This window comes from Streptomyces sp. NPDC006208 (assembly GCF_040613775.1).
Classification (GTDB): Bacteria; Actinomycetota; Actinomycetes; order Streptomycetales; family Streptomycetaceae; genus Streptomyces.
Genome location: NZ_JBEXSW010000002.1, coordinates 180,073 through 206,581 on the forward strand (window position 1 = coordinate 180,073; position 26,509 = coordinate 206,581).

Consider the following 26,509-nt stretch of genomic DNA (forward strand, 5'->3'; position numbering starts at 1 on the left):
CGATCACCGCTAGTTTGGCTGGATCCGCCGCTGCGGGACAGGCGATCACGATCACCGTTTTCGCCCGTCCCGCAGCGCTGCGGGCCAATCCGGAGGACGGGCAGGCAGCGGCCCCGGCCGCCCTGAGCCTTGAAGGAGTACGTGTGCAGCGGCCGCTTCCCCAGGGGATCGAGTACCTGATCGAGCAGTTCGACGCCTTCGCCGGAAACCGGAAGGGGAGCCGTCGGTTACCGGTGGTGCTGCTGCGCCGTGACGGTGGTGCCTCCGGCGCAACCGCAGCGGCCGGTGCAGCGGCCGGTTCCACCGTGCGATCGATCATCGTGGGCTACCGGGAGCGCCTCTTCGAGCAGGACCTCGACCGCACGACCGACCTCGTCCCGCACGCGCTGATCGAAGACGGCGATTCAACTCCGCCCGCCCCCGCCCCCGCGCCCGGCGAGGATCCGGGCGCCGCGGCCGAACCGCATGTCGCCCTCCTCGACAGCATCGTCGACCAGTTCGAGAACTCCATGCCGCACGATGCAGGCGAGCTCAGGCTTCCCCGCTTCCACACCTGCCGTGCGGTTCTGGACATATCCGTGGGCGCCGGTTCGGCCGCCGGCAAGCGACGGCGCCTGCGGGACGAGCTCTACCTCCAACTCCTCGGCCGCCGGCCTCTCCTGGGGACGCTGGCGCGGCTGGCCGGCGCCAGTGGCACCAGCTTCCTCGCGACCATCTGGCTCTCGCTGTTCCAACTGCTCGTCGTCGGACTGCCCCGGCGGTTCTACGGCCTGTGGCTCAGCAGACGCCGCACCGCGCGCTGGGTCGGCTCCCGACGCCCCAAGGGACCGAACTTCCTCCGGATGGCACTGGCGATCACCAGGTCCGGCACCTCCCGGGGCAATCACGCTCTGATCCAGCGCATGCTGCTCATGGCCCTGCTGAACGACCTGTCGAGGGCAGCCCGGCCGTCCGGACTGTGGGTCTACCGGGCCCGACGGCAGTGGCCCTTCGTGCTGCTCCTGCCGGCCGTGGGTGAGGAGGGCACGCCCGTGCGCCGGCTCCTCGACACGTACGCGGACATCGTCCGCACCGAGCGGCCGGCTCCGCTGATGGTGCTCGGCGCGCTCGCCGGTGAGCACCCTCCCTCGTACGCCCAGGCTGTTGCGGCCGATCCCCGGAGCGTCACGGGCGTCGCCGACAAGGTGCATGCGCTGTATGCCCGCAGTTCCGCCTCCGCCGTCCACCTCGTCCCTCTGTCCGCCGGCGATGACGACGGCCCGGCGGAACGGTGGCTGGAGACGAATCCGAAGGTCTCCGTGCGCGCGAACGGTCGGAGCGACTACGTACGGGCCGTGGGGGCTCCGCTCATGGCGCTGGCTCTCGTCGCCGGTGCGACGGCTTTCTACGTGGGGGACGGCGAGCGGGCGCCGTCGTGCCATCCCGTGAGCACGGGGGAGATCGTGGGCATCACCGACGGGCGGGAATGCCATCTGGGAGTCGCCGGCCGGGACGACGAACTGCTGGAGCTGGAGAGCATCGCCGCGGAGCAGAACGAGACGGCCGTGAACAGCAAACGGCCTTACCGCACCGTGGTGTTCTTCGCGCCGCTGACCGCGGAGCCCGGCGATTCCACTCCGGTCAGCATCCAGAGCCTTCGGGGTGCCCTGGCCGCGCAGAAAGAGGTGAACGGGCGAGAGGGGGACATAGTTCAGATTCGCCTTCTGATCGCCAACTCCGGCAAGTACTTCGCGTACGGCTCGCAGAGCTCACCGGGCCCCGATGTCGCGCAGGAGATCATCGACCGGAAGGACCGGGACAGGATCGCCGCAGTCATCGGGATCACGCAGAGCCGGCCCTCGTCGTTCGCGGCGGTGCAGGAACTCTCCGCGGCGAGCATCCCCGTCATCGGGAACTCCGTCACGGGCAGCAAGATGGTCGATGAAAGGTCCCCCTCCTACTACTTTCAGGTCTCTCCGTCGAACGAGCGCATCGCCGAGATCATGGCCGAGTTCTCCAGGCATTCCGAGCAGATCGGCGAGCTGACGACGAACGTGGACGGCGGCAGGGCGGCGGTCCTGGTCTACGACCCGGACGACGCGTTCTTCAGCGCTGATCTGGGGGCGAAGTTCTCGGAGAAGTACAAGGGCGGGAAGGTGGTCACCGTTCCCTACTACGAGAACCGGAACGGGCAGATCGCCTCGGAAGTTGCCAGGAACGTCTGCACCGAGGTCCGCACCACGGGCGGCTTCATCGTCTACGCGGGACGCTCGGGCGAGATGCCGGAACTGTTCGACGCGCTGCAAGGCGCCGCGGACTGCCGGAAGTCGGACGGCAAACAGGTCGCCGTCCTCTCCGAGAGCACAGCCGCCAAGTACCTTCAGGATCCGGCGGAGATGCTGAAGAAGCACTCCGTACTGAAGCCGTACTACGTGATGTTCAACAACTCCAACGGCAAGGAGACCCCCGACAGCCCGTACTCGGAGTTCACCTCCCGCTTCCGGGAAGTGTTCAAGGACAGGGTCGTACCGGAGGGCAACGCGGCCGGAGCCTACGATGCACTCCGTGTGGCCTCCGAAGTGATCAACTCGGTGTACGCCCAGTACAAGACCGCGGAAAACACCGATGCCCGCTTCCAGCCGACGGACGTGTACGCACGACTGTCGAATCCGGGGGTCCAGAACTTCTCGGGCGCGTCCGGACTCCTCTCACTCGACACCCGGCACAAGTACCCGCCGAACAAGGCCGTCTACATTCTCGAGTCGCACGTCGACAGGAGCGTGACCACCTGGATGGCGTGCGGGCTGCTGCCCGACAAGCCGCCCGGCCTGAACGATCCGGACACCTGGGGCACGGCCGGGGAGGCACACTCCTGTCCATGAGCACGAGGGCTGCCGCGTGTGTGGCGACAACTCCCCGGTTCAGCAGCCGGTGCAGGGTGGCCGGGGCCGCCCATGAGGGGCCGCCACCGGCCGCCGTCCTGCTACTGGGTGCGCGACATCAGGTCGCGTCGGGTGCTGTCGCCGTAGACGCCGGTTTCGTCGCCACGGATGCCGTACCACTCCTGGAACCTGGCCACAGCCGCCTGGACTTCGATGTCGTAGTACCCGTCGGTCTCACCGTCGTCGTAGATGTTGGGGACCTGGAGCAGACGCTTCTGCAGGTCGGACACCTCCTGCCCGTTGTCCCCCTGCTTCAGCGCGCCCTCGGGGGACGTCGCGGCAGCATCGTCGGGCAGCGGCCACTCGGGCTGCGCGGAGGGCGCGGACGGGACCGGGGCCATGGTGCCCCCGTTGGCCAGGAGCGAAGAGGCGACGATGAGACCGCTCGCCGCGCCCACCCCGAACGCCCCGGCGACACGCACCCGTTTGACGGGGAGTCGCGGCAGCACACGGCCCGTGATCCTCACACGCCAGCGGGCGGCGGGCGGTGCCATCTCCGGGGTCTCGTCCGGCCACCGGGCGGTGTGCGACCCAGCGGTGCCCGAAGAGACCGTGTCCCGGCGGGCCGCGCCCCACCAGGGCTCCTCCGGCTGCGGGGGGTTCCGGTGGTCCGTGTCCTCCTCCAGGAATCCAGGGAGCGGGGCGGTGCCGGGAAAAGCGTCGTCCGCCGGGGGTGCGCTCCCTGCCCACAGCGGCTCGCCCACCACGGCGGGCCGGGCGTCCCTCAGGTTGGCGCCGCGAGCCCACAGCGGCTCCACCACCACGGACGACGGGGCGGGCGGCGGGCTATCGGCCCGGCCTCGCTCCTCGTGGGCCCCGTACAGGTGGGGGTCCGTCCGGCGGAGCTCGGCGCGTGCGGCGTCCAGCGCATCCAGCACCCGCTGGAAGGAGTTCGTGATCGAGTGCTCGGTGTCAGGTCCTGAACCGACAGTTCGCTCAGGTTCGGTGTCGTCGACTATCACCGGCAGTCCTCCTCAACCGACATCCACCAGATGTCCGGTCCCGGAGAGGTGGAGGATGTCTTGTCGTGAACAGATAAGCACCAGAATCAAGCGGTATGTGATCTCCGGAGGCAGGGGGATCCCGGGGCGGCCGAAGCCGCACGGGTTGGTTTGTCATGAAGCGATACGCGGCGCGAGTGAGCCGCTCTCATTCGGCTTCGGCGATGTGGCGCACATCTCGGCGTCGCCGTACAGGAGATGACGCTGCCTCCGGATAGGGGTTGCCGTGGTTGTCTGCGAGCCGCACCTGACCCGGCCCGGCTGCCGGACGCCCGGAGGGGTGCCCGGCCACCGAACGGCCGGCACCGGCCGGGCGAGCCCGGAGCCGGCGTGATCGGGCGATCGGGGGATCGGTGATGACGGATCAACGGTGGTTGTTAGCCTTGCACGGCCTCGTTCGACAACCGTTGGAGTTCGCGTGAGTGATGGGCCGGCTCGGGACCTCGTGGGAACGGTGCGTCGTATCGACTCGCTGCTGGACCGCATGGGATTGAATCGCGGGGACGTGCTGCGGGTGGAGGGCGAGGGCGGGCTCTCGTATGCCTCGGGGGTGGCGGCGCAGGAGGTACGGGAGTTGCTGCGTGGCGAGCGGCTCGGTGGGCCCGGCCCGGGTGTGGACGTGGTCGAGGCGCGCCACCGGCGCGTGGTCGAGCGGATCCTGTTCCTGCGCGCGACGCGGCTGCGCGCGGCCGCGGACGGCAGCAGGCGGGCGTACTCCCTGGCGGAGATCGCGGCCGGCGCGGGAACGAGCGCGCAGTGGCTCGACAAGATGATCAAGACGGGCCGCGCTCCGAACCTCGACCACGCCGCCGGGATCGCGGGATTCTTCGGGGAGAAGATAGAGTTCCTGGTCGCAGAGCCCGCCGAGGCGCTGGACCGAGTCCTGCAGCAGATCCACAAGGACCTGCTGGAGCGGACCGTGGAGCGGCAGGACCAGGACCTGCGGCGCCTGCGAACGGCGGGGCCGGCGGGCGAGTTGGATCCCTCGCTCGGCGTTGTCGGGTACGCCACCCGGGCCCTGGCCGACGTACCGGACGACACCGCTCAGCCCCTGATCGCCCTGATCGAATCAGTGGCGCGGCGGTCCCGGGAGGAGCGCGCCCGGGAGGCCCGGGCCGCCCTCGAGACGGCGGTGGTGCACAATGACGTCGATTGACCGCGGCGGCGTGGACACCACGGCTCACCAGGGGTAACGCGCAAGGAACGATGCATGGGGGGCTGTGCATCCGGCACGAGGGACGGGTGGCACGGGTGGGGGTCTCGCGCGAGATGAAGCGGTATCGCGACGCGCTGTTCATGGGGATGCCGCAGCCGGTTCCCGAGCAGCCGGAGGAGCTGCTGAAGGCGATCTGCGCGTGTGCGGCACGGAGCAGCGGGCGCGAAGTGCGCCTGATGCTCGAGGAGTTCCCGCTGGACACGGTGACGGGCCTGTGGTTGGACATGGGCGACTACGATCTGATCGCCATCGAGGCGAACACCTCGCCACTGCACCAGGTCGTGATCCTGGGGCACGAACTGTGGCACCTCAAGGAGGGGCATTGCGGTCATGGCAGCGCGGCCGGTGCGATGGCCGCGGCCCGCATGCTGGGGGAACGCTGGAGTCTTGCCGACGCGGTCGCCTACGTCGCCGCCCGTACGGAGCCGGACCTCGAAGAGGAGCGGCGTGCGGAGAGGTTCGGCCGGATGCTCGCCGACCGGGTCAGGCCCTGCCTGGAGGGCAGGCGTAGCACGACACCCTTCGGCGGAGTGGCCGGCCGCATCTGGGCGTCGCTCAGAGGATGACGAGCGAGAAAGCGTGAATCTCTACATCCCGGCCGCCGCGCTCAGCATCGTGCTGGTCGTCAAACTTCCCTCGTTGGTGAGGCGCTGGCGCAGTCCCGTGGTCCGCAGCGTCAACGCCGTGATCTTCTTGCAGGCTGCGGCGTTCTTCTTCTCAGCACCCCCCACGATCACGCTCGTCAACGAAACGACCGGCGTCAGCAACTTCTCGATCGTGCTCGTCTACTGCATCCTCTCCGCCCACTCGTGTGCCTGCCGGGTGCTCATGGAGAACTGGCGCGAGGACGCGCAGGTCCTGCCCCACACACGCCGCCGGGTCAGGTGTTGGCTCTGGGGCCATGGTGTCGTGACCATCCTGCTCATCGGCTGTTTCGTACTGGGCGAGGCACCGGTCGAACGGCGGCGTGACTTCGAGACCTACTACGCCGACACCCCCTTCATCCGCGAGATGGTGCTGCTCTGCATGCTCGCCGTCACCGCCGCCGCGACCGCGGCGGCCGCCGCGTGCTGGAAATGGGCGCGCGACATCCGCAGGGAGCGCCCCGAGCGGAGGACACCGGCCGGAGGATTGCTGCGTATCGGGCTCACCGTCCTGGCCGTCGGTTTCCTGACCAACGTCACCTACGGTATGGCCGAACTGGCCGCGGTCGTGGCCGCCTGGAGCGGCCGTGACTGGAAACCGCTCAACCGGGCGGCCGTGTCGTTCGCCTGCCTCGGCACCCTCCTCGTCGCCGTCGGCTTCCTCATCCCCATCGTCGGACCCTGGATCACCCGGCTGTTCGGGCCTCTGTGGACCCTGCGTGCCCTGGGCCCCCTGCGGCGGACCATATGTCGCGACGGTGGTCCCCGGGGCCCGGTGCGGCTCTCCACTCCCTGGAACGCCGGCCCGGGCCGGCGCCTCACGGACCGGATGACCGACATCCACGACCGGATGCTGGAGCTGGGGGCGTACTGCTCGGAGGAGGTACGGGCGGACGCCTACGCCCGGGCCCGCGAGGGCGGCAGGACGGAGGCCGAGAGTGTCGCCTTCGGCCTAGCTGCCATGTTCACGGCCGCGGTGGACGCTCGCGCCCTCGCGATGCCCCCCGACAAGGAACAGGGCGTGGTGGCGGTTCGGGCGCTGCGGGCCGCCGAAGCCGAGTACCGCGACCTTCTGGTCGGCATCTCCCGGGCTCTTCCGGCCCTGGCCGTCATGCCTCACGGGGCTCCTGCCGGAGCGGCTTCCCCGAGTCCGGACCGGCACCCCTCCGGGCAGTCGCCGGACGGGGCTGCCGACACGGAGGCCGCCTAGGTGGCGGTCTGTTGGTCAGGCCGCCACCTCGTCAGAATGCCCGCTGGGCTGGCCGCGACTGGGACGCGCTGAACGACAGCCTGGCGCGCCCTTCATGTCGGTCAGCGGGCTGATGATCGGTGTCGGGGCTCGTACCGGCCTACGGACCGGGGCGATCGACCGGGTGGGGAACCCGCTGCTCGGCATCGCCGCCCTGCGGCCCCTGTGGCGTCTGGTCCACCGGCCCGGGCCCACCCCCAGGAACGCGACGGTGCTTCCCCCGCCTTGGTACACCAGACCCGAACAGGTCCTGCGCACCGGATGACCACGATTCACGACTGGATGCTCGAACTGTGTGTCTACTGCACGGACGAGGTACGCGAGCCGGCCTACCGGCGGGCGAAGGACAGCGGGGCGCCGGAGCGCGAGTCCGTGGCCGCCGCACTCGCCGCCATGTTCACGGCGGTGTCGATCTCCCGGGCCCTGACGGCGGCACCCGGCCGTGGCGGCCGGCGCACGCGGAGGGCGTACCGGCGCGGACGCGCCCGAGGCACGGACGAGAACACTCCGGTGGCGACGCCCTGAGGAGCCGGCGGCATCTCTGCTTCGGGCTCGGCTCCTCAGGGGTCTCAGTACGCCACCGCTCAGTGCGCGGTCATCCGGTTCATGATCGCCCCCCACGCGTCGAACGCGGAGTTCGTAAGCTCGACGGTCCTGTGGGAGATCGCGGAGTTGACCGCCTTGAGACGACTTCCCACTCCGAGGGTGAAGATACTGAAGAGCGCGAGCCCGGCGGCCGACTCGAACTCCTCGCTCTCCCATCCGTAGCCCTTGTACGCGCAGAACGCGCTCCAGACGTCGAGGCCGACGGTGACACTGCTCAGGCCGAGGGCCGCGTACCCCACAAACCTGTTGCCGGTCAGCGCACTGGCGACACCGACATAGGCAGCGGCCGTACCGGTCCAGAAGGCCCACTCGTGCGAGGTGTGGGACCAGTCCTGCCAGTCCTTCTTCGACGGGTTGAACAGGCTGGTGTCGTTCTCGGCGGTGTCGGCCGGGTTCGTCTTGGCGATTTCGTGCGACGCCATCTTGTTCGCGGCCAGCTCGGCCGCTGCCGTGTTCTCCAGGTCCCGCTTCTGGTTGGCCTCCAGGCGAGCCTCACTGGCCGCGGTGGCCGCGTCTGTCGAGTTCCTGCCCGCCAGGATCGCTGAGGCGCGGGCCTTGGTCGCCGACTCCTTGGCCCGGTCGGCGGATGCACGCGCACTGCGGGCGGATTCCAGTGCCCGGTTGGCGGAGTAGTTCGCCGAGCGGGCGGCGGTGCGCGCAGCGGCCGCCTGCTGCTTCGCCTTGTCGGCCGAGGCCTGGGCGTTGCGGGCGGACTCTTCGGCCTGGTTCGCGTAGGCGTCCGCCTTCTGAGCGGAGGTGGCGGCCCGAGTGGCCGCCTCCAGCGCCTTCCCCGCCCACATCTGCGCTTCCTCGCCCGCCTTGCGGGCCGTGGCAGCGGCCTCCTGGGCGCGGGCGGCGTCCTCCTGCGCCTTGTCGGCGATCTTCGCGGCCGCGGCGATGGCACCCTGCATGGCCGCGACGTGGGTGGCGAAGTCGTGGTCGAGCTGCGCGGTCTCGTACTGGACGGTGGCGATGAACGTCCGGCGCATCCACGAGGGGCCCTCGAGGACTGCCTGGGCATGGGCCTTGGTGTAGGGTCCCGCGGTCTGGAGGAGGGCCGCGGCGGCCACCGCATCGTCCTCCCGCTGGGCCTTCTCGAACGTGACGAAGACGAACTGGTACAGCGCCTCGGCCGTTCCGGCGTTCAGCGCGGCGTTGGCCGCCTCGGCCACCGCACGGCCGGGCTTGTCGGCCAGCAACTGTGTGACGAGGACGCGGTTGTCCATGGCCGCTGCCTGGATGCCACCGGTGCGCAGGAACGCCGCCGCAGCGTCGGGATCGGTGCTCCGCAGCGCCGCGGTCGCGGCGAAGCCGACCTTCGAGGAGGAGGTGTGGGCGAGGTGGACGACGGTCTCCCGGTCGTCCTGGCGCTGTGCGATCTGCCGGTCGCTGTCGATCCAGACGTGGACGTCGGCGTCCGCACCGGCCAGGGCGAACTGCGCGGCCTCCCGGGACCAGATGCCGTAGGAGTCCATGACGGCGAGGGCCGCCTTGCGGCCCGCGGCGGCGGCCCCGGCCAGGTTCCCGCCCCGCAGCGCCGACTCGGCCTGCGCGATCAGGTCCTTCGTCGCCTGTGAGGTCTGCTCGGCCTGGCTGCGCTTCGCCTCGGTCTCCGCCCTCTCGCGGGCTTCGACCTGGGCGAACAGGCGCATTTCCTCCATCCCCCGCCGGGTCTCGTGGTCCAGCCGCTGCTGCTCGGCCTCACGCGCGTCCTTCTCCACCTTGAGAGCCTGGACGACCGCTTCCGTGGCCATGTCGGCGGCCTTGGTGGCCTCGTTGGCGAACTCGGTGGACTTGTTCGCGTGGTCCACGGCCTGCCCGGCGTACGTGACGGCCCACTCGGCGGCGTCCGCGGCCTTCTCCGCGTGGGCGGCCGCACTGTAGGCGGCGTTCCGGGCGTTGCGCGCCGCGGTCGCGGCTGCGTTCGCGAGGGCCTGCGCGGTGCCGGCGGCGTTGGTGGCGATCGTGGCGTTGGCGCTGGCGATCTGTGCCTGACGCCTGGCCTCCGCGGCCTCCGCATCAGCCACACCGGCCGAGCTCTCCGCGGAGCGCCAGGCAGCCTCCGCCACACCGGCGGCGTCGCGTGCTGCACCGGCGGCTTTGAAACCCTCCTTCGCGGCCAGGTCCGCGGTGTCGGCGGCCAGCATGGCCTGATCCGCCGTGGCCCTGGCCAGTCGGGCGATCCTCCGGCACTCTCCGGCGTCTGCCTTGGCCTGGGCAGACTTGTCCAGGTTCGCGGAGGCGTCGATGGACGACCTGAACGCCCGTGAGGCGGCGGTACCCGCGGCGGCTGCCGCCTGGCTCGCGGCCATCGCGGCGTTCGCGGCGCGACGGGAAGCCTGAATGGCGGCGTTGGCGGCGTTGGTCGCCATCCGGGCCGCGTCGGACGCTCCCTTCGCGGCCTCGGCCGCCTTGCGGGCCGCCTGTGCGGCCCTCACGACGTCGTTCTCCGCCAGACGTGCCTCGGCCTCCGCGGTTTGCGCGGCCTCCTTGGCCTTGGCGGCTGCTTCCACGGCCCGGGCGCAGGCCTCTTCGGCCTGCTTCGTCTTCAATTCGGCCGCCTTGCCCTCGCGCGTGGCGACGGCGACGAGCTCCTCGATCTTGGACCGCTCCTGATCGCGGGCGCGGGCGATGTGCTGGCCGGTGTCGAGGAACCATTCGACCTCGGCCTCCGTGCCCGACAGGGCCCTGTTGGCGTACTTCTGCACCTCCGGGCCCGCCAGCATCAATAGCTTGGCGGCCTCGACGCGCATGTCCTCCAGACGGGCCGTGAACCGGTCCGCGGTGAGGAACTTCTCCAGCGCGGCCTGCGAGCCGTCGTTGAGGGCGGCGTTGCCCGCCTTGATCACGGCCTTGCCACCCGTGGCGATCACCATCGTGGCGGCCACGCGCAGGTCCTCCGCGAGGGCGGCCTTGAAGCCGCCCTTGAGGAAGGCGGAGACGGCGGAGTCACCGCCGTTGAGCGCGGCGGTGACTTCACGACGGGTCCCCTTGCCGGCCTTCGTGAGGCTGCCCAGGAGCGCGGCGCGGTTGTCCACCGCGGTCTCCGAGGCGAGTCTGACGGCCAGGAAGTTCTGCACGTCGGCGTCGGAGCCGGCCAGCGCGACAGCGGCGGCGGCGCGAACGGCCGTACCGCCCAGCACCCATGCCTTGACGACCTTGGCGCGGTCGGTGTCCGGCAGCCCGAACGGGTCGGCTTCCGGAGGCTCGGTCTCGGCCCAGGCTGCCGTGGGGTTGAGAACGAGGCTGGAAGTCGTGACGACGGCCGCGGTGGCCGCAATGGCGCCGAGAATGCGCCGCCTACTCCAATAAATGGTGTCCAAAACGGTCCTTCGCTATCGGCGCATGGCACGCTGCAAAAGTGCGGCGGGTTCATGGCGGCAAGGTATGAGTCGCGTTTCAATCGCCGGACCATGGAACGCATTGCGAGGTCCGAGAGGCGCGCAGCATGAACCTACCCGGGACACGCTGCTTTGGCCAGACGGTAGATGATGGACAATCAACTTCCGTTTATGCGATCTGGTCTGACGGGGCTTCACCCGGGCGCAGGTTGGGGCACCCAAATCGGGCACAACTCCCCTGAGTGGGCACATACTCCCTGGTCAGCACCTCCGTCCTGTGTGAGTCAAGTCACTTGCCCAGAGGCCCGCCGGAATCCTTCGCTGCGCTTGAGCCCACCCGTACGGCGCTCGGTGAACGGACGTCCTCGCGTCGCCGTCAATGCGGGGGAATTGACTGACCGGCTGTCATGTTCGTTTCTCTGGACTTGATTTCCGCTCCAGGTGTGCGGTTAAGATCCCGGAGGAAGTTGGGGGCTTCCAAGGAGAGAACACCCGTCTTTGGTGCACCTCTTGTTGGTTGGACATGAGCCTTCGCATCCGTATGGCTTTCCGGGCAGTGAACCGGACTGAAGACTGGGGTAGGGATGAAGGCACGCAAGAAGCTCGTCCGCACGGTGGCCGCGGCCACGGCCGCCGGCGCCTTTGCATGGCTGGCGATCACGGGCGCCAACGGTGCCACTGGGGGCGGGACCGCCACGGACGCCGCCGCGATGAAGTCCATCGCCGAGGAAGGCCCGGGCTACGCCATCGAGGACTTCGGCTACCCGAACGCCGACAAGATCCTCGCCGAGCAGAACATCACCCTCAAGCGCGGTGACGGCCACATCCTTCTCGCCGACTGCGCGAGCGCGACCGACCTCCTGGAGGTCTGGTCCCGCGCGGAGGAGAAGATCTGCTTCCGGGTCACCGGGACCACCGGCTACCTGACCCTGGAGATCCCCTCGGTCTTTGCCGTCAAGGGCAACGACTACTCCGCTCAGGTCGACATGAAGGTCGGCGAGGAGGAGAAGACGTGGGACGTGAACAAGAACTCCTGGACCGCGGTGGGCGAGAGCGCCGACGAGCAGGGCCGCGAGTTCATGCTCATGGAGATCCGGACCTCCAGGTAACGCCTGTACGGCACTGGCAGGGGTCAGCCAGGACCACCGACTTGAACGGCGGCCGGACGCGTCTCCGGTCAGTACTCGACCGCTTCTCCACGCACCTGTTCACCGAAGGAAGAACCATGCTCGCACCCCGTCTGCGCCCGGCGCGGACAACCGGTCTGCTCTCCGCCACCGCGGTCGCCGCAGGTCTGATCTCGGCCGCCCCCGCTCTTGCGGTGGCCGGTCCCGAGGCTCCGGCCGGCCAGTACAAGTCCATCGTGAAGCTGAACATCGGCGACGAGGCCAACTCCCGTGCCTGCACGGCGACCCTGGTCGACGCGAACTGGATCGTCACGGCCGCCAGCTGCTTCGCCGGCACTCCCGGTACGTCGGTCCCGGCCGGCAAGCCGGCGCTGAAGTCCATGGCCACGCTGTCCGACGGCAGGGCCGTCGAGGTCGTCGACCTCGTGCCCCGTACCGACCGCGACCTGGTTCTCGCCCGGCTGGCCACCGCCGCCACCGGTCTCCCGTGGACCAGGCTGGCCCCTGCGGCTCCCGCAGCCGGCACCGACCTGACCGCGGCCGGGTTCGGACGTACGAAGACCGAGTGGGTACCCGACAAGCTTCACACGGGCACCTTCACCACCAATGCGTCCGACACCGGCAGCATCACGATCACCGGCAAGGGCACCGACGTCCTCTGCAAGGGCGACACCGGCGGTCCCCTTCTCAACGCGGCCGGTCAGCTCGTCGGTGTCAACAGCCGCTCCTGGCAGGGTGGTTGCCTCGGCACTGTCACCACCGAGACCCGCACCGGGGCCATCTCCGCGCGGGCCGACAACCTGAGCGTGTGGTCCGCAGAGGTCCGCTCGCTGACCGCCGGCTGGAAGACCGAGGCCGTCGTTCAGGCGGGCACCTCCCTTTACCAGGGCATCCGCCTGGAAGACGGCTCCTGGACCGGCTTCACCGACGTCCAGTCCAAGGCGGGGAACATCGGCGGTGTCCGTTCGGCCACCGTCGCCGGGATCAACGGCGACACCCACGTGGTGGCGCTCGGCAGCAACGGCCGCATCTACCACACCATCCGCAAGGCGGACGGCACATGGGGCACCTTCGGAGACGTCGGTGCCGAGGCCGGCGTGCTCTCCAATGTCACCCAGGTGTCCGCCGTCTCCACCGGCAGCGAGATGCAGGTGGTCGCGGTCTCCAACGGCAAGGTCTTCCACACCGTGCGCCGCGCGAACGGTACTTGGGCCCCCTTCGGTGACGTCGCCTCCGTGAGCAGCCCCATGAGCGGCGTGACCTCGATCGCCACCGCCAACACCGGGGGCGAGCTCCAGGTCATCGCCATCACCGGCGGCAAGGCCTACCACACCCTGCGCACCACCGCCGGTCACTGGTCCGTCTGGGGCGACGTCGCCCAGGCCGCAGGCGCCACCGGCCCGATCACTTCCGTGGCCATGGCCGGCATGGGCAGCACCGCCCACATCGTCCTCGCCACGGACAACGGCACCCGCCAGTACCACGCTGTCCGCCTCGGCACCGGCGGCTGGAGCACCTTCAAGGAGCTGACGGCCCACCTCGGCAACATCACCGTCAAGTCCGTGGGTGCGGCCGGCGTCGACCGCGACGTCGAGATCGCCTTCACCACCAGCGACAACCGGGTTGTGCACACCTCCCGCAACACCGCCGGCGCCATCTTCACGAACCCGGTCACCGTGCCCACGATCCAGGGCATCGCCGCCACCCCGCTCGGCTCCATCGCCCTCGCCGGCACGCTCTGATACCGAGCCGGCTCTCCGCACCCGCCCACCCGCCCCCGTCCCCCTTCGGGGGCGGTGGGCGGGCACGGCCATGGCTGGACTGTCCGGCCGTGAGCAGGCCACCACGTGACGGGGTCCGGGTAGGCCCCTTCGCCTACGCCAGGGTCGGGGCACCAGGACCCCCTTCGCCGAACTTGAGGACGTCGTTGGAACCGTCACGGCCTCCTTCGCCACCACCTGGAACGGCTGACCCCGGGCAGGTGCTCCGGGTCGCGGGCTTCGGTCTGGGTGAAGGAGTCGAGGACGACCTGCTCGGGTACACGGATCACCGAGGCGGTGCACCAATTCCGCTCCGCTTTTGGGCCCGGTGGGACAGTTGGGGCACGCGCCGATAGATCATCCGGCGTGTGATCGTGAACGTCGCGTCGTCGGGCAAGAGCGACCTGTTCCGGCCTGGCACTGCGCTGCGGAGGTGGGCGCTCCATCGCAAGGAAGCGTGCCTGGCCCGGCGGGAGGGATGTGGACCTGTCCTGGTCGACGCGACTCAGGCCTTCTTTGCAGGGCGTCGACGCGGCAGGGAGGTGGAGGGCGTGGGCCAGCCTCACGCTGATCTGATAGCGCGTCAGAACGGTCGGCAACGGGTCAGCGCAAGTCCTGAAAGGCCCGGGGGCAGCTGACCGAACATGCGAATCGTTGTAGGGTGCCGAGACCGCCCTTGACCTGCGTGAAGCAGGCAGGGAGCAGAGATTTCGGGAGTTTCTTCATGTTTCGGACAATGTTCAAGTCCAAGATCCACCGGGCCACCGTGACACAGGCCGACCTCCACTACGTCGGTTCCGTCACTGTCGACCGCGATCTCATGGACGCCGCGGATCTGCTGCCCGGTGAGCTGGTGCACATCGTGGACATCACCAACGGCGCCCGCCTGGAGACCTACGTCATCGAGGGCGAGCGCGGCTCCGGCGTCATCGGCATCAATGGTGCGGCCGCCCATCTCGTGCACCCGGGTGACCTCGTGATTCTCATCAGTTACGCCCAGGTCGACGACGCCGAGGCCCGTGCGCTGGTGCCGAGCGTCGTCCATGTGGACGCGGACAACCGGATCGTGGAGCTCGGATCGGACGCGTCCGCGCCGGTGCCCGGCACCGACACGGCACGCAGTCCGCACGCCGTCGTCTGACCCACCGACCGCCCGCCGGCCGCGCCGCACAGGCGGCCCGGCCGGGCTCGAGCCGGGTGGCGACCCTCTGTGAGGCCCTAGCATCGCGACCATGCTGGCCCTGCTCCACACCTCCCCGGTGCATGTCCCCGTCTTCGACGCCCTGCGCGACAGGCACCATCCCTCGCTCGAGATGCTGCACCTCGTCCATGAGGATCTGCTCGTCCGCGCCAGGACCGGCGGGCCCCAGGCGGTCGCGCCTGCCGTCGCGTACGTGCTCGCCGGAGCCGTTGCCGAGGGGGCGGACGCCGTCCTGTGCACCTGCTCCACGATCGGCGCGGTCGCCGAGGCATGCGCGCCCGGCCTCGGCGTACCGGTCCTTCGGGTCGACCGGCCCATGGCGGCGGGAGCCGCCGGGCACCGGCGGATCGTGGTGGCCGCGGCGCTGGCCGGCACCCTCGGGCCGACGGCAGACCTCATCAGGCAGGAGGCCGCGGGGCGTGACATCGAGCTGAGGACGCTTCTCGTCGAAGGCGCCTGGGAGCGCTTCGAGGCCGGGGACCGGGAGGGGTATCTGGATACGATCGCCGCCGCCGTCGACGCGGTGCGTGAGGCGGACGTCATCGTTCTGGCCCAGGCGTCCATGGCGGACGCGGCAGACCGCACGAGCACGGCCGTGCCCGTGCTCTCCAGCCCCGGACCAGGGCTGCGGGCAGCCGCCGGCGCCGTTTCGGCACCGCCCCGCGCCGTCGGTGACGCGTGAATCCGGCGGGCGTGGGCACCCGGAGGGGGCGACAGTGGGATCGCACGGCTTCGAACCCTGGAGGTCCGGCATGACCCATCCGTTCCCAGACCCCGTACCGCCCACCCCCGGCCCCATGCCGGGGCCGCCGGGACCCGGCCCGGGACCGCTGCCCGGCCCGGTGCCGCCCGGCCCACCCCCACCGGGACCCGCGCCCGATCCGATCCCGAACCCGCCGGGCCCCGACCGCCCCGAGCCGGAACCGCAGCCCGGCCCGGAACCGCAGCCCGGACCGGCGAGTTGACCGGTCCGGCGAACAGCCCGGAGAACCGCCCGGCGGGCCGATCGGAGAAGCCGATCGGCCCGCCGTTCCGCGCGTGCGCCCCGGTCCGCCGCCCGCGTTGATCAGCCCGTGACCTCCGAGCGGTCACCACCCCAGAGGGTGTGGAACGATCCCTCCCGGTCGGTGCGCCGATAGGTGTGCGCGCCGAAGAAGTCACGCTGTCCCTGCGTGAGCGCCGCCGGCAGACGCTCGGCGCGCAGGGCGTCGTAGTACGCGAGCGCCGCCGCGAAGCCCGGTGTCGGGACGCCCTGCCGGGCGGCCGTGGCGACGACTTCGCGCCAGTCGTCCTGTGCCGCGCCGATCTCCTCGGCGAACTGCTTGTCGGACAGCAGGCTCGGCAGGTCCGGCTGGGCGTCGTACGCGGCGCGGATCCGGTCCAGGAACGCCGCCCTGATGATGCACCCGGCCCGCCACAGTGCCGCCACGGCGCCCGCGTCGACACCCCAGTCGTAGGCCTCGCTGCCCGCCTGGATCTGGTGGAAGCCCTGCGTGTACGACACGATCTTGGACGCGTACAGCGCCTGCTCCACCCGCTCGGCGAAGCGCGCCGCCTCCTCGGCCGCGAGCGGCTGCGCCGTCGGACCGGGCAGGTTGCGCGAGGCCTCGCGCAGTTCCGCGTGGCCCGACAGCGAACGGGCGAACACCGCCTCGGCGATGCCCGAGACCGGCACCCCCAGGTCGAGGGCGATCTGCACGGTCCAGCGGCCCGTGCCCTTCTGCTCCGCCTGGTCGGTGACGATGTCGACGAACGGCTTCCCGGTCGCCGCGTCCGTGTGCGCGAGCACCTCGGCGGTGATCTCGATCAGGTACGAGTCGAGCCGGCCGGTGTTCCAGGCGCGGAAGGTCTCGGCGATCTGCTCGGGGGAGTAGCCCGCGACGTCGCGCAGCAGGTGGTACGCCTCGGCGATCAGCTGCATGTCGGCGTACTCGATGCCGTTGTGCACCATCTTCACGAAGTGGCCGGCGCCGTCGGGGCCGACATGGGAGACGCACGGTGTGCCGTCGGGCGCCTCGGCCGCGATCTTCTCCAGCAGCGGGCCGAGCGAGGAATACGACTCGGCCGAGCCGCCCGGCATGATGCTCGGGCCGTGGAGCGCACCCTCCTCGCCGCCGGAGACGCCGACCCCGACGAAGTGGATGCCGCGCTCGCGCAGCTGCTTCTCACGGCGCCGGGTGTCGGCGAAGTGGGCGTTGCCGCCGTCGATGATGACGTCGCCCTCTTCAAGCAGCGGCGCGAACTCCTCGATCACCGCGTCCGTGGCCTCGCCCGCCTTGACCATGATCATCAGTCGCCGCGGCCGCTCCAGCGCCGCCACGAACTCCTCGGGCGACTCCGCCGCCACGAACGTGCCCTCGTCGCCGAACTCCTGGATCAGCGCGCGCGTCTTGGCCGGCGTGCGGTTGTGCACGGCGACCCTGAGGCCGTTGCGGGCGAAGTTACGTGCGAGATTGCGGCCCATCACCGCGAGCCCGGTGACGCCGATCTGGGCAGTTCCACTCATGCCTACGCTCCTGGAAGTCCGTCGAAAAATCCGTGTCCCGCAAATCCGGGTCCCGCCCCCACGCATACGTACGGGCGCAGCCGGCCATTCATCGATCATCAAGTCTCGCGGAGGTGTCCGCATTCCCTGGTGACCTGGGCATCGTGCCCGGTGGCGCGGCCCGGGCGCGAGGCGGGCCCCCTCCTTCTCACGGATCGGACTCGGTCGGGCGGGGCGGGGCGGATGCGGTCCCCGCGACGAGTGAGTGTGCGGGGCCGGCCGCGATCAGGCCGCCGCGGCCACCACGTCCTTGGTGGTCACCACCGTCGCGAAGCCTCCGCCGTGCAGTGACACGGCCGACGCCTGCGCCAGTTCGTCCGCGGACCGCCGCCAGCCGAACGGCCCCTCCAGGTCGAAGGTGTATGTCGCGTCCAGCGCGAAGAGCACCTCGTACCCGAGGTTTCCACCCATCCGTGCGGTGGTCTCCGCGCACATGTTGGTCTGGATCCCGGCCACCACGAACTGCGAGATGCCCTCGGCCCTGAACCACGCGTCCAGGTCCGGCGTCCCGTAGAAGGCTGAATTCACTGTCTTGGTCACGAAAAGCTCCGCCGCTGCGCCCTTTCCTCGCCGCTGCTCGACGTACTCCTTGAGACCGTTCCCCTCGTGGCCCGGTCGCAGCGGCGAGTCCGGCTTCGACGAGTCGTGGCGGACGAAGACGACCGGCCGCCCCGTGGCCTGCCATGCATCGATGAGCGAGGCGATGTTCTCGTCGGCCTCCGGATTGTTCCGCGGACCCCAGAAGGCCGGCTCATCGAAGCCCTTCTGTACGTCCACCACGACCAGTGCTGCGTTCAGTGCGATCTCCATGCCGACCATGCTGCCGCCGCGGCCGACCCGGCCCCAGTGGGGCGAAAGTCAGCGATCGATGGTTTACTGCCACGGTGGCCACCGACCCCGCCCCGTACCGTGTCGCCCTGGTGAGCTTCCCGGGCATCCGGGCCTTCGACGTCTCCGTCGTCAACGAGGTCTGGGGCACTGATCGCACCGACCGCGGCGTCCCCGCATTCGACCTGCGCCGCGTCGCCACCGTCGCCGCGCCCGTCCCCATGCGCGGGGGTCTCAGCCTCACCCCCGACCGCACCCTCGCCTGGCTGCCCCGTGCCGACCTGATCGTGGTGCCCGGCCTGGACGACCATCTCACCCCCGCACCGGAACCCGTACTCGACGCCCTGCGCCGGGCGCACGCACGCGGCACCACCATCGCGGCCCTGTGCGGCGGCGCCTTCACACTCGCCCAGGCCGGCCTCCTCGACGGCCGCCGCGTCATCACCCACTGGAACCTCGTCGACCTGCTCCGGGCAGAGCACCCCCGCGTCACCGTCGAACCCGACGCCCTCTTCATCGAGGACGGCAACATCTGGACCGCCGCCGGCACGGCCGCCGGTATCGACCTGTGCCTTCACCTGGTCCGCACGGCCCACGGCGCCGAGGCTGCCGCGGCGATCGCCCGCTCCATGGTCACGGCCCCCTTCCGCACCGGAACCCAGGCCCAGTTCATCGAGCACCCCATCCCGCGCACCGACCGCGACGCCGACGCGCTCGCATCCGTACGCGCATATGCCGTCCATCACCTGCACGAACCGCTCGCCGTCGCCGACCTCGCCGCCCACGCGGGCATGTCGGCACGCTCTTTCGCCCGCCACTTCGCCGCGGCCACCGGCACAACGCCGCTGCGCTGGCTCCTGGACCAGCGCATCGCCGCCGCGCAGAAGCTCCTCGAGCACACCGACCTGCCGATGCCCGAGGTCGCCCGCCGTACGGGCTTCGGCAGCGAGATCACGATGCGCCAGCACTTCGCCTCGCGCCTCACCACCAGTCCACGCGCCTACCGTGCCTCCTTCGCCGCCCATGCGCGGCGCGGCCCGGCACCGAACACACGGCGCCCGCCCAGTGCCTGACGGCTCGCCACGCCGGTTGCTCCCGTGATCCGGGCCGACGGCCCGGCGGGAATGCGGCTGCCGTCCCTGGTCGCCCCTCGCGGCGCTGTGGGGACAGTGGATGATGCCGTAGGGATGTGCGGCACCTCGGGGTCTCTCTGCCGCCGGACCACAAGGCGTTCATGGTTCTGTACGGACCCGGCGGACTTGACGAGTACCTGTGGCTGCCGTCCTGGCAAGATGGCGGCATGGAACGTGTGCTTGGAATCGGTGGATACTTCATGCGGGCCGCCGACCCGGCTGCCCTGAGCGCGTGGTATCGCGATTGCCTGGGCCTGGACGCCGATGAGAACGGCCTGTGGCGTCAGGGAGCCGGGCTGACGGTGTTCGCGACGTTCGAGTCCGAGACCGACTACTTCGGGTCCCGCGCCCAGCAAACCATGCTCAACTTCCGGGTCCGTGACCTGGATGCGATGCTCGCGCAACTGCGCGCCAAGGGAGCGGACGTGGCCGAAGGAACGCAGGACATGGAGGGTGTCGGTCGATTCGGCTGGGTCACCGATCCTGAGGGCAGTCGGGTCGAGCTGTGGCAGCCGGCCTGACCGCGTCTTCACGCAGGCGGTGACGTGCTGGTGGACCACCAGGTTGCCTAGGTGTGAACCTTGGTCAGGCCCGCGCGGCATGTCCCGTCGCGCCTGCCGCGGGCTGTCACGGGAACACCTTGGCGAGCGTGTCACCGAACTCGCGCCGCAGCGGGAGGCGCGATGCGAATCCGGACGCCGCCGCCCCAGCACCGAACTCGTACCCGCCTTCCCCTGCGACTGCTGAACCGTCCGACCCACCTCACGCCGGCATGCCCCGACCCCGACCGCGGGGGAGGTTGTAAGGGCACGAGTGCGCAGACGCCCGATCAAGCCGCCCTGCGCGCCCTTCGCGAAGCCGCGCGGATGATGTCCGCGTACCGGTGGCCGCTGCCCTTGATGGTCCGCTTCTGTGTCGCGTAGTCGACATGGACGAGGCCGAACCTCTTGTCGTAGCCGTACGCCCACTCGAAGTTGTCCATCAGGGACCAGGCGAAGTACCCGGCGAGCGGCGCGCCCTTGGCGACCGCGCGGCCGCACGCGGCCAGGTGCTCCTCCAGGTACCGCACCCGCTCGGGGTCGTCCACGGTGCCGTCGGCGCGCACGACGTCCGGGTAGGCGGAGCCGTTCTCGGTGACATGGATGCGCCGGGCACCGTACTCGTCCGTCAGCCGCATCAGCAGCTGTTCCAGGCCGTCCGCGTGCACCTCCCAGCCCATCGCGGTGTGCCGGGCGCCCGCCGGATCGATCTGCCGGGCGTACGGGGCCCGGCCGGCCGGGTCGGCCTCGACGATCTGGCGGAAGTAGTAGTTCAGCCCGATCCAGTCCAGCGGCGCGGCGATCGTGTCCAGGTCGCCGGGGCGCTCCGGCAGCTCGACCCCGTACAGGTCGAGCATGTCCTCCGGATAGCCGCGGCCGTGGATCGGGTCCAGCCACCAGCGGTTGGTGTGGCCGTCCGCGCGGACCGCCGCCGCGATGTCCTCCTCGCGTTCGCTCGCCGCCTCGATCGGGCTGAGGTTGTTGACGATCCCGATCCGCGCGTCGGACGACGCCGCCCGGACCGCCTGCGCGGCGAGACCGTGACCGAGGTGGAGATGGTAGGAGGCCCGTACCGCCGCGTCGAGGTCGGTCAGCCCCGGCGCCATCGCGCCCTCCAGATGGCCGATCCACGCCGAGCACAGCGGCTCGTTGAGGGTCGCCCAGTCCTTGACGCGGTCGCCGAGACGCCCGGTCACCGCGGCGGCGTAGGCGGCGAAGTGCTCGGACGTCTCACGGGACGTCCAGCCGCCGCGGTCCTGCAGGGCCTGTGGCAGATCCCAGTGGTAGAGGGTGGCGAACGGGGTGATCCCGGCATCGAGGAGACCGTCCACCAGCCGGTCGTAGAAGGCGAGTCCGGCCTCGTTGACCGGCCCGTCGCCTCCGGGCACGATCCGCGGCCAGGCGATCGAGAACCGGTAGGCGTCCAGGCCGAGTCGCTTCATCAGTCCGATGTCCTCGGGCCACCGGTGGTAGTGGTCGCAGGCCACGTCACCGGTGTCGCCGTTCGCGACCTTGCCCGGGGTGCGGGAGAAGGTGTCCCAGATCGACGGGGAGCGACCGTCCTCGGCGACGGCTCCCTCGATCTGGTACGCGGCGGTGGCCGCGCCCCAGGTGAAGTCGGACGGGAGGGCGTTGAGGTCGTTCACAAACTGCCTTTCGCTCGGCGTCACTTGACGGCCCCCGCGGTGAGGCCCGCGACGAGATAGCGCTGGAGAAGCAGGAACCCGGCGACGACGGGCACGCTGACGACCAGTGAGGCGGCCATGACCTGGTTCCAGTAGACGTCGTTCTGGGTGGCGTAGCCCCGCAGGCCGATGGCGAGCGTGCGGGTGGTGTCGTTCGTCATCACCGACGCGAACAGCACCTCGCCCCATGCGGTCATGAACGCGTAGACGGACACGGCCACGATGCCGGGCACCGCGGCGGGCACGACGACCTTGAAAAGCGCGCGCAGCGGCCCGCAGCCGTCCACCATCGCCGCCTCGTCCAGATCCTTCGGGATGGAGTCGAAGTAGCCGATCAGCATCCAGATCGAGAAGGGGAGCGAGAACGTCAGATAGGTCAGGATCAGCCCGCCGCGCGATCCGTACAGGGCGACCCCGGTGCTGTTCCCGATATTGACGAAGATCAGGAACAGCGGGAGGAGGAAGAGGATGCCGGGAAACATCTGGGTGGACAGGACCGTGACCGTGAACACCCGCTTGCCGCGGAACCGGTAGCGGCTGACCGCATACGCCGCGAACACCGCGATGACCACGGACAGCACCGTCGCCGAGCCTGCCACGATCAGCGAGTTGACGAAGTACCGGGCCAGCGGCACGGTGTCCCAGATGTCCACGTACGGGCGCAGGGTGAGCCCGCTCGGGACCCACTGGAACGTGCCCGACACGTCCTGCAGCGGTTTGAGCGAGGTGGACACCATCACATAGACCGGCAGCAGTGCGAACGCCGTCAGGAACGTGAGGATGACACGGCGCGTCCACAGGAAGGACCGTGGCGGCGCGCTCGGGGACCTGGGCGGCCTTGTCGCCCTAGACATCGGCGGCCTTCCTTCCTCGCGAGGTCAGTAGCAGGTACCCGGCCGTCACCAGCAGCAGGAAGAGCAGGAGCAGCACCGACATGGCCGAGCCGCTGCCGAAGTTCCAGGTGACGAACGACGACTGGTAGATGTGCACGGAGATCAGGTCGGCGGCCTCCGGTGCGGACCTGCCGAACAGCACGAACGGGGTGTTGAAGTCGTTGAAGGTCCACAGGAACAGCACGAGCACCAGCACCTGGTTGACCGGGCGCAGGGACGGCAGGGTGATCCGGCGGATCTGCTGCCAGACCCCGGCCCCGTCGATCGCCGCCGCCTCGTACAGCTCGCGCGGAATGTTCTGCAGCCCGGCCATCACGATGAGGAACGCGAACGGCCAGGACTTCCAGACCGCCACGATCACCAGCGCGATGAAGCTGTTGTCGCCTATCAGCCAGAACGAGGGCTCGTCGGTGAGCCCGAGCTGGTCGTGCAGCACGTGGTTGATCAGGCCGTTGTCGCGCTGGAACATGAAGGCCCAGGTGATGACGGCCGCGTACACCGGCAGGGCGTACGGGGTGAGGAATACGGCCCGCAGAAAGCCTCGTCCCCGGAAGTTCTCCTGCATCACGATCGCCGCGCTCACGCCGAACAGCCAGGAGAGACCGACAGCGAGGACGGTGAAGACGCAGGTGACGATGAACGAGTCGAGCAGTGCCCGGCCGATCGGGGCGTCGACATCGACGGCGACCTTGTAGTTGTCCAGTCCGGCCCAGGGCGCCGCGCTCCAGTTGCGGATGTAGAACTGGGTCAACTGGCGGAAGCTCATCAGGATCCCGATCGCCATCGGGATCAGATGGACGAGCAGTTCGAGCACGACGGCCGGCAGGAGCAGAAGATAGGGCAGGCCGCCGCGGCGGATCCGGTCGGGGATGCGCGGTACTCGGCGGTGCGCATCCCCCTTGCCCGTGCTCCCGCCGGTGCCCGCCCGGTCCAGGTGGCCGGGTGTCATGGTGGCGGTCATCGCTGGGCCTCAGCTCTGCATCAGCTGCTGGGCCTTTTCCAGGCGTGCCCTGACGGACTCGGTGGTCACCGGGCGCCCCGCGGCGGCGTCCGCCCACAGGTCCTTGACGGCGGTCCCGACGGCAGTCTCGAACTGCGACTCCTGGGGCACCTGGGGGAGCGGGGCGGCGCTGGTGGCCAGCGTGTCGCGCAGGACCTTCAGATCCGGGGCGGAGAACGCCGGGTCCTCCTGGGCGGCCTTGACGGGCGGGATCGAGCCGTAGCTCCTGTTGAGGAACTTCTGCTCCTCGTCGCTGGTCATGAACTTCACGAACTTCTTCGCGCCGTCGATGTTCCTGGTGTTCTTGAACACCGCGATGTTGATGCCCGCGACCATCGAGTTGGTGTTCTTGCCGCTGCCCGGCTCACCGGCCGGCACGGGCACCGGGGCGACGCCCCAGTCCTCGGGCTTCATGCCCTGTGCGGCGAAGGTGGACGCGGCGGCCTGCCACAGCACCATCGCCGTCCTGCCCTTGGCGAAGTCGTTCAGCGACTGGTTCTGCGCGTACTCCGCGTTTCCCGGCGCCACGATCTTGTCCTTGGCCATGAAGTCGACGTACTGCTTGACCGCCGCGACCGCGCCGTCCGAAGTGAAGGTCGGCTTCCCGGACGTGTCGAAGAAGTCTGCGCCGTGCTGCTTGCCGAGCACGAAGGCCTGGTGGATGTTGTTGGCGAGGTTGCCGCCCTCGGCGCCCAGCGCCCACTTGCCGTCCTTGGAGATCTTCTTGCCGTCCGCGACGAGTTCGTCCCAGGTGGCGGGCGGGCCGTCGATGCCCGCGTCGGCGAACATCTTCTTGTTGTAGTAGAGCGCGTAGGCGAGCGAGTAGAGCGGTACGGCCGCCGGGTCCTGGCCCTCTGCGCCGGCCGAGGCGACCGCCGAGTCGACGAAGCGCTCCCGGCCGCCGATCGCGCCGAAGTTCTTCTCGTCCCACGGCAGCAGGGCACCGGTCGCCTGGAGGGAGGCCGACCAGGTGTTGCCTATGTTCAGGACATCGGGGCCCTGGCCGGACGTGGTGGCGGCCAGGATCCGGTTGAGCAGATCGGACCAGGGGATGACCTCGAGCTTGACCTTGATGCCCGTCTGCTGCTCGAACTTCTTCAGCTCGGCGGTGAGGATCTTCTTGTCGGCCTCGATGCTGGGGCCCTGGTTCGAGGCCCAGTAGGTCAGTGTCCTGGGCGATTCGTTGCTGCCCGCGCCGTCGGTCGCGGTGCCGCCGCCGCAGCCGGTGACGGCGGCGAGGGCACAGACGACGACGGCTGCTGCGGCTCTTGTTCTGCGCATGAGAGGTGGCCCCTTTCCGGGGGTGGCTGCGTTCGGGATCCGAACGGCCTCCATGACTTAATTTACGCCGTGATTTAAGAGGTGAGGGAAGGTCGCGTCAAGGCCTGGGACCGGGGTATGTTGCCTGAAGGGAAGGAGACCCATGGCTCAGAGCGACAGACGGACGGTGCGTGACCTGCGGCGCGGCAATCGCGCACGGGTTCTGCAACGGTTGTATTTCGACGGCCCGTTGAGCCGCCAGGAGCTCGGACCGGCGACCTCGCTCAGTTCAGGTTCCATCAGCAACGTGGTCTCCGAGCTTGTTACGGAAGGCGTGATCGAGGAGGCCGGAGTCGTCGACTCCGACGGTGGCCGGCCGCGCACCCTGCTGCGCGTGGCGCCCGGCAGCGGGCTCCTCATCGGCATCGACATCGGCGAGACCCGGGTCCGTGTCGAACTCTTCGACCTCTCCCTCACCGAACTCGCCCGCACCGAACGCCCGCTTGCCCAGCACGGCTACGACGTGGAGCGCGTCGTCGCCCATGTCCGCGCCGGCGTCGCCGACGTGCTGCGCGACGCGGACGCCGACCCTGCCCGTCTGCTCGGCATCGGCATCGGCGTGCCCGGACTCATCGAGTACGACACGCCAGAGGGCGCGATCGTGCACGGCCAGACCATCGGCTGGAGCGCCGTGCCGTTCGAGCGGTTGCTCCGCGAAGCCGTCGACATCCCGGCCGCGGTACCGCTGTTCATCGACAACGGGGCCAAGACGCTGGGGCAGGCCGAGATGTGGTTCGGTGGCGGACGCGGCTCGCGTGAGGCCGCCGTCGCGCTGATCGGCTCGGGCGTCGGCGCCTGCGTCGTACACGCCGCGACCCCTGACGAGAACGCCCGCAGCAGCGCGCTGGAATGGGGCCACACCACCGTCCGTATCAGGGGGCGGCGCTGCCGCTGCGGATCGGCCGGCTGCCTGGAGGCGTACGTGGGAGGCGAAGCGCTGCGCGAACGCTGGCAGGAGGCGGGCGGTCCGCTGCCTGCCGGCGCGGACGACGAGACCGCGCTGGCCGCCTTGCTGGCCGCGGCCTTCCCGGAAGGGGGCGCAGAACCCGACCCGGTCGCGCTCTCCCTCCTCGACGACACCGCCGAGTACCTCGGCGCCGCAGTCGCCGACCTGATCAACCTCTTCCGTCCCGAACGCATCCTGCTCGGCGGCTGGGCGGGACTGCTGCTCGGCCCCCATCTGCTGCCCGAAGTACGTCGTTACGCAGGCGAGTACGCGCTGCGCCACGCGGCCTCGCGCACCACCATCGAACTGGGCCGCCTCGGCCCCGACGCCGTCACCGTCGGCGCCGCCACCCTGCCGCTCGCCGACTTCCTCGCACGCGGCGGCAGCCGCCCGCCGGTGACGTCGCAGCCATCGAGCTCACCCGGGCCGGGCGCCATGGCGCCGGCCCACCGCCGCAGCTCCGGAGCCCCGGCCTGAGACCTGGCGGCAAGGGGTTCCCGGCCGGCAGGCGTGGGTGTCCACTCGTGGCCCGTGCGCCCCGGACCCCGGGCGGA

At 70.1% G+C, this 26,509-nt stretch carries 21 protein-coding genes; 13 read left to right on the plus strand and 8 right to left on the minus strand.

Annotation, left to right across the window (positions count from 1 at the left end; genetic code table 11):
• Window positions 1-143: 143 nt before the first annotated feature.
• A complete protein-coding gene (locus tag ABZ208_RS02185; RefSeq protein ID WP_356907651.1) occupies window positions 144-2,861 on the plus strand; it encodes an ABC transporter substrate-binding protein in 2,718 nt (905 codons plus the stop codon).
• A gap of 101 nt (window positions 2,862-2,962) precedes the next feature.
• Here the strand turns inward: ABZ208_RS02185 and ABZ208_RS02190 are convergent, their stop codons facing one another.
• The gene (locus ABZ208_RS02190) at window positions 2,963-3,883 is read right to left on the minus strand and encodes a peptidoglycan-binding domain-containing protein (RefSeq protein ID WP_356907652.1); all 921 of its coding nucleotides are present in this window, start codon (window positions 3,881-3,883) and stop codon (window positions 2,963-2,965) included.
• 457 nt (window positions 3,884-4,340) lie between these two features.
• On the opposite strand from ABZ208_RS02190, the gene ABZ208_RS02195 reads away from it, so the two are divergent.
• The 5 genes from ABZ208_RS02195 to ABZ208_RS02215 all read left to right on the plus strand — a co-directional run bounded on the left by ABZ208_RS02195 (window position 4,341) and on the right by ABZ208_RS02215 (window position 7,556).
• Window positions 4,341-5,078 carry a hypothetical protein gene (locus tag ABZ208_RS02195; protein ID WP_356907653.1) on the plus strand — a complete coding sequence of 246 codons (738 nt, stop codon included), beginning with the start codon at window positions 4,341-4,343 and terminating at the stop codon, window positions 5,076-5,078.
• Window positions 5,079-5,128: 50 nt separating this feature from the next.
• Window positions 5,129-5,704: a toxin-antitoxin system, toxin component gene (locus tag ABZ208_RS02200; protein WP_356907654.1), complete on the plus strand. Its 576-nt coding sequence runs from the start codon at window positions 5,129-5,131 to the stop codon at window positions 5,702-5,704.
• A gap of 13 nt (window positions 5,705-5,717) precedes the next feature.
• Window positions 5,718-6,992 carry a DUF6545 domain-containing protein gene (locus tag ABZ208_RS02205; RefSeq protein WP_356907655.1) on the plus strand — a complete coding sequence of 425 codons (1,275 nt, stop codon included), beginning with the start codon at window positions 5,718-5,720 and terminating at the stop codon, window positions 6,990-6,992.
• 94 nt (window positions 6,993-7,086) lie between these two features.
• On the plus strand, window positions 7,087-7,296 hold the full coding sequence (locus ABZ208_RS02210; RefSeq protein WP_356907656.1) for a hypothetical protein: 210 nt from the start codon (window positions 7,087-7,089) through the stop codon (window positions 7,294-7,296).
• Window positions 7,293-7,556 carry a hypothetical protein gene (locus ABZ208_RS02215; RefSeq protein ID WP_356907657.1) on the plus strand — a complete coding sequence of 88 codons (264 nt, stop codon included), beginning with the start codon at window positions 7,293-7,295 and terminating at the stop codon, window positions 7,554-7,556. The genes ABZ208_RS02210 and ABZ208_RS02215 overlap by 4 nt, the downstream gene beginning before the upstream one ends.
• Before the next feature lie 59 nt (window positions 7,557-7,615).
• Here the strand turns inward: ABZ208_RS02215 and ABZ208_RS02220 are convergent, their stop codons facing one another.
• Complete coding sequence (locus ABZ208_RS02220; protein ID WP_356907658.1) at window positions 7,616-10,960, minus strand: hypothetical protein; 3,345 nt, start codon at window positions 10,958-10,960, stop codon at window positions 7,616-7,618.
• A 602-nt stretch (window positions 10,961-11,562) separates the two neighbouring features.
• On the opposite strand from ABZ208_RS02220, the gene ABZ208_RS02225 reads away from it, so the two are divergent.
• The 4 genes from ABZ208_RS02225 (at window position 11,563) to ABZ208_RS02240 (ending at window position 15,748) form a co-directional block, all read left to right on the plus strand.
• Window positions 11,563-12,087, plus strand: coding sequence for a hypothetical protein (locus tag ABZ208_RS02225; protein ID WP_356907659.1), 525 nt, complete (start codon window positions 11,563-11,565; stop codon window positions 12,085-12,087).
• 116 nt (window positions 12,088-12,203) lie between these two features.
• Window positions 12,204-13,847 (plus strand): trypsin-like serine protease, encoded by a 1,644-nt coding sequence (locus tag ABZ208_RS02230; RefSeq protein ID WP_356907660.1) that lies wholly within the window; start codon window positions 12,204-12,206, stop codon window positions 13,845-13,847.
• A 742-nt stretch (window positions 13,848-14,589) separates the two neighbouring features.
• A complete protein-coding gene (gene panD / locus ABZ208_RS02235) occupies window positions 14,590-15,006 on the plus strand; it encodes an aspartate 1-decarboxylase (RefSeq protein WP_328393322.1) in 417 nt (138 codons plus the stop codon).
• A gap of 91 nt (window positions 15,007-15,097) precedes the next feature.
• Window positions 15,098-15,748 carry an aspartate/glutamate racemase family protein gene (locus tag ABZ208_RS02240; protein ID WP_356907661.1) on the plus strand — a complete coding sequence of 217 codons (651 nt, stop codon included), beginning with the start codon at window positions 15,098-15,100 and terminating at the stop codon, window positions 15,746-15,748.
• Between the two features lie 384 nt (window positions 15,749-16,132).
• On the opposite strand, the gene gndA is transcribed toward ABZ208_RS02240, so the two are convergent.
• Window positions 16,133-17,572, minus strand: coding sequence for an NADP-dependent phosphogluconate dehydrogenase (gndA, locus tag ABZ208_RS02245; protein WP_356907662.1), 1,440 nt, complete (start codon window positions 17,570-17,572; stop codon window positions 16,133-16,135).
• 264 nt (window positions 17,573-17,836) lie between these two features.
• Window positions 17,837-18,421, minus strand: coding sequence for a cysteine hydrolase family protein (locus tag ABZ208_RS02250; RefSeq protein WP_356907663.1), 585 nt, complete (start codon window positions 18,419-18,421; stop codon window positions 17,837-17,839).
• Between the two features lie 74 nt (window positions 18,422-18,495).
• Here ABZ208_RS02250 and ABZ208_RS02255 point away from each other — a divergent pair, with 74 nt between their 5' ends.
• The gene (locus ABZ208_RS02255; protein WP_356907664.1) at window positions 18,496-19,512 is read left to right on the plus strand and encodes a helix-turn-helix domain-containing protein; all 1,017 of its coding nucleotides are present in this window, start codon (window positions 18,496-18,498) and stop codon (window positions 19,510-19,512) included.
• A 227-nt stretch (window positions 19,513-19,739) separates the two neighbouring features.
• Window positions 19,740-20,093, plus strand: a complete 354-nt coding sequence (locus tag ABZ208_RS02260) for a VOC family protein (protein WP_356907749.1) — start codon at window positions 19,740-19,742, stop codon at window positions 20,091-20,093.
• A 308-nt stretch (window positions 20,094-20,401) separates the two neighbouring features.
• Here the strand turns inward: ABZ208_RS02260 and ABZ208_RS02265 are convergent, their stop codons facing one another.
• Genes ABZ208_RS02265 through ABZ208_RS02280 form a run of 4 tightly spaced genes read right to left on the minus strand, consistent with a single transcriptional unit; the run spans window position 20,402 to window position 24,970 of the window.
• Window positions 20,402-21,757, minus strand: coding sequence for a GH1 family beta-glucosidase (locus ABZ208_RS02265; RefSeq protein ID WP_356907665.1), 1,356 nt, complete (start codon window positions 21,755-21,757; stop codon window positions 20,402-20,404).
• Window positions 21,758-21,777: 20 nt separating this feature from the next.
• Window positions 21,778-22,650 (minus strand): carbohydrate ABC transporter permease, encoded by an 873-nt coding sequence (locus ABZ208_RS02270; protein WP_356907666.1) that lies wholly within the window; start codon window positions 22,648-22,650, stop codon window positions 21,778-21,780.
• Window positions 22,643-23,650 carry a sugar ABC transporter permease gene (locus ABZ208_RS02275; RefSeq protein WP_356907667.1) on the minus strand — a complete coding sequence of 336 codons (1,008 nt, stop codon included), beginning with the start codon at window positions 23,648-23,650 and terminating at the stop codon, window positions 22,643-22,645. Before ABZ208_RS02275 ends, ABZ208_RS02270 begins: the two co-directional genes overlap by 8 nt.
• Before the next feature lie 9 nt (window positions 23,651-23,659).
• Window positions 23,660-24,970, minus strand: coding sequence for a sugar ABC transporter substrate-binding protein (locus ABZ208_RS02280; protein WP_356907668.1), 1,311 nt, complete (start codon window positions 24,968-24,970; stop codon window positions 23,660-23,662).
• 142 nt (window positions 24,971-25,112) lie between these two features.
• Here ABZ208_RS02280 and ABZ208_RS02285 point away from each other — a divergent pair, with 142 nt between their 5' ends.
• Window positions 25,113-26,432, plus strand: a complete 1,320-nt coding sequence (locus ABZ208_RS02285; protein WP_356907670.1) for an ROK family protein — start codon at window positions 25,113-25,115, stop codon at window positions 26,430-26,432.
• The last annotated feature ends 77 nt before the right edge of the window (window positions 26,433-26,509 follow it).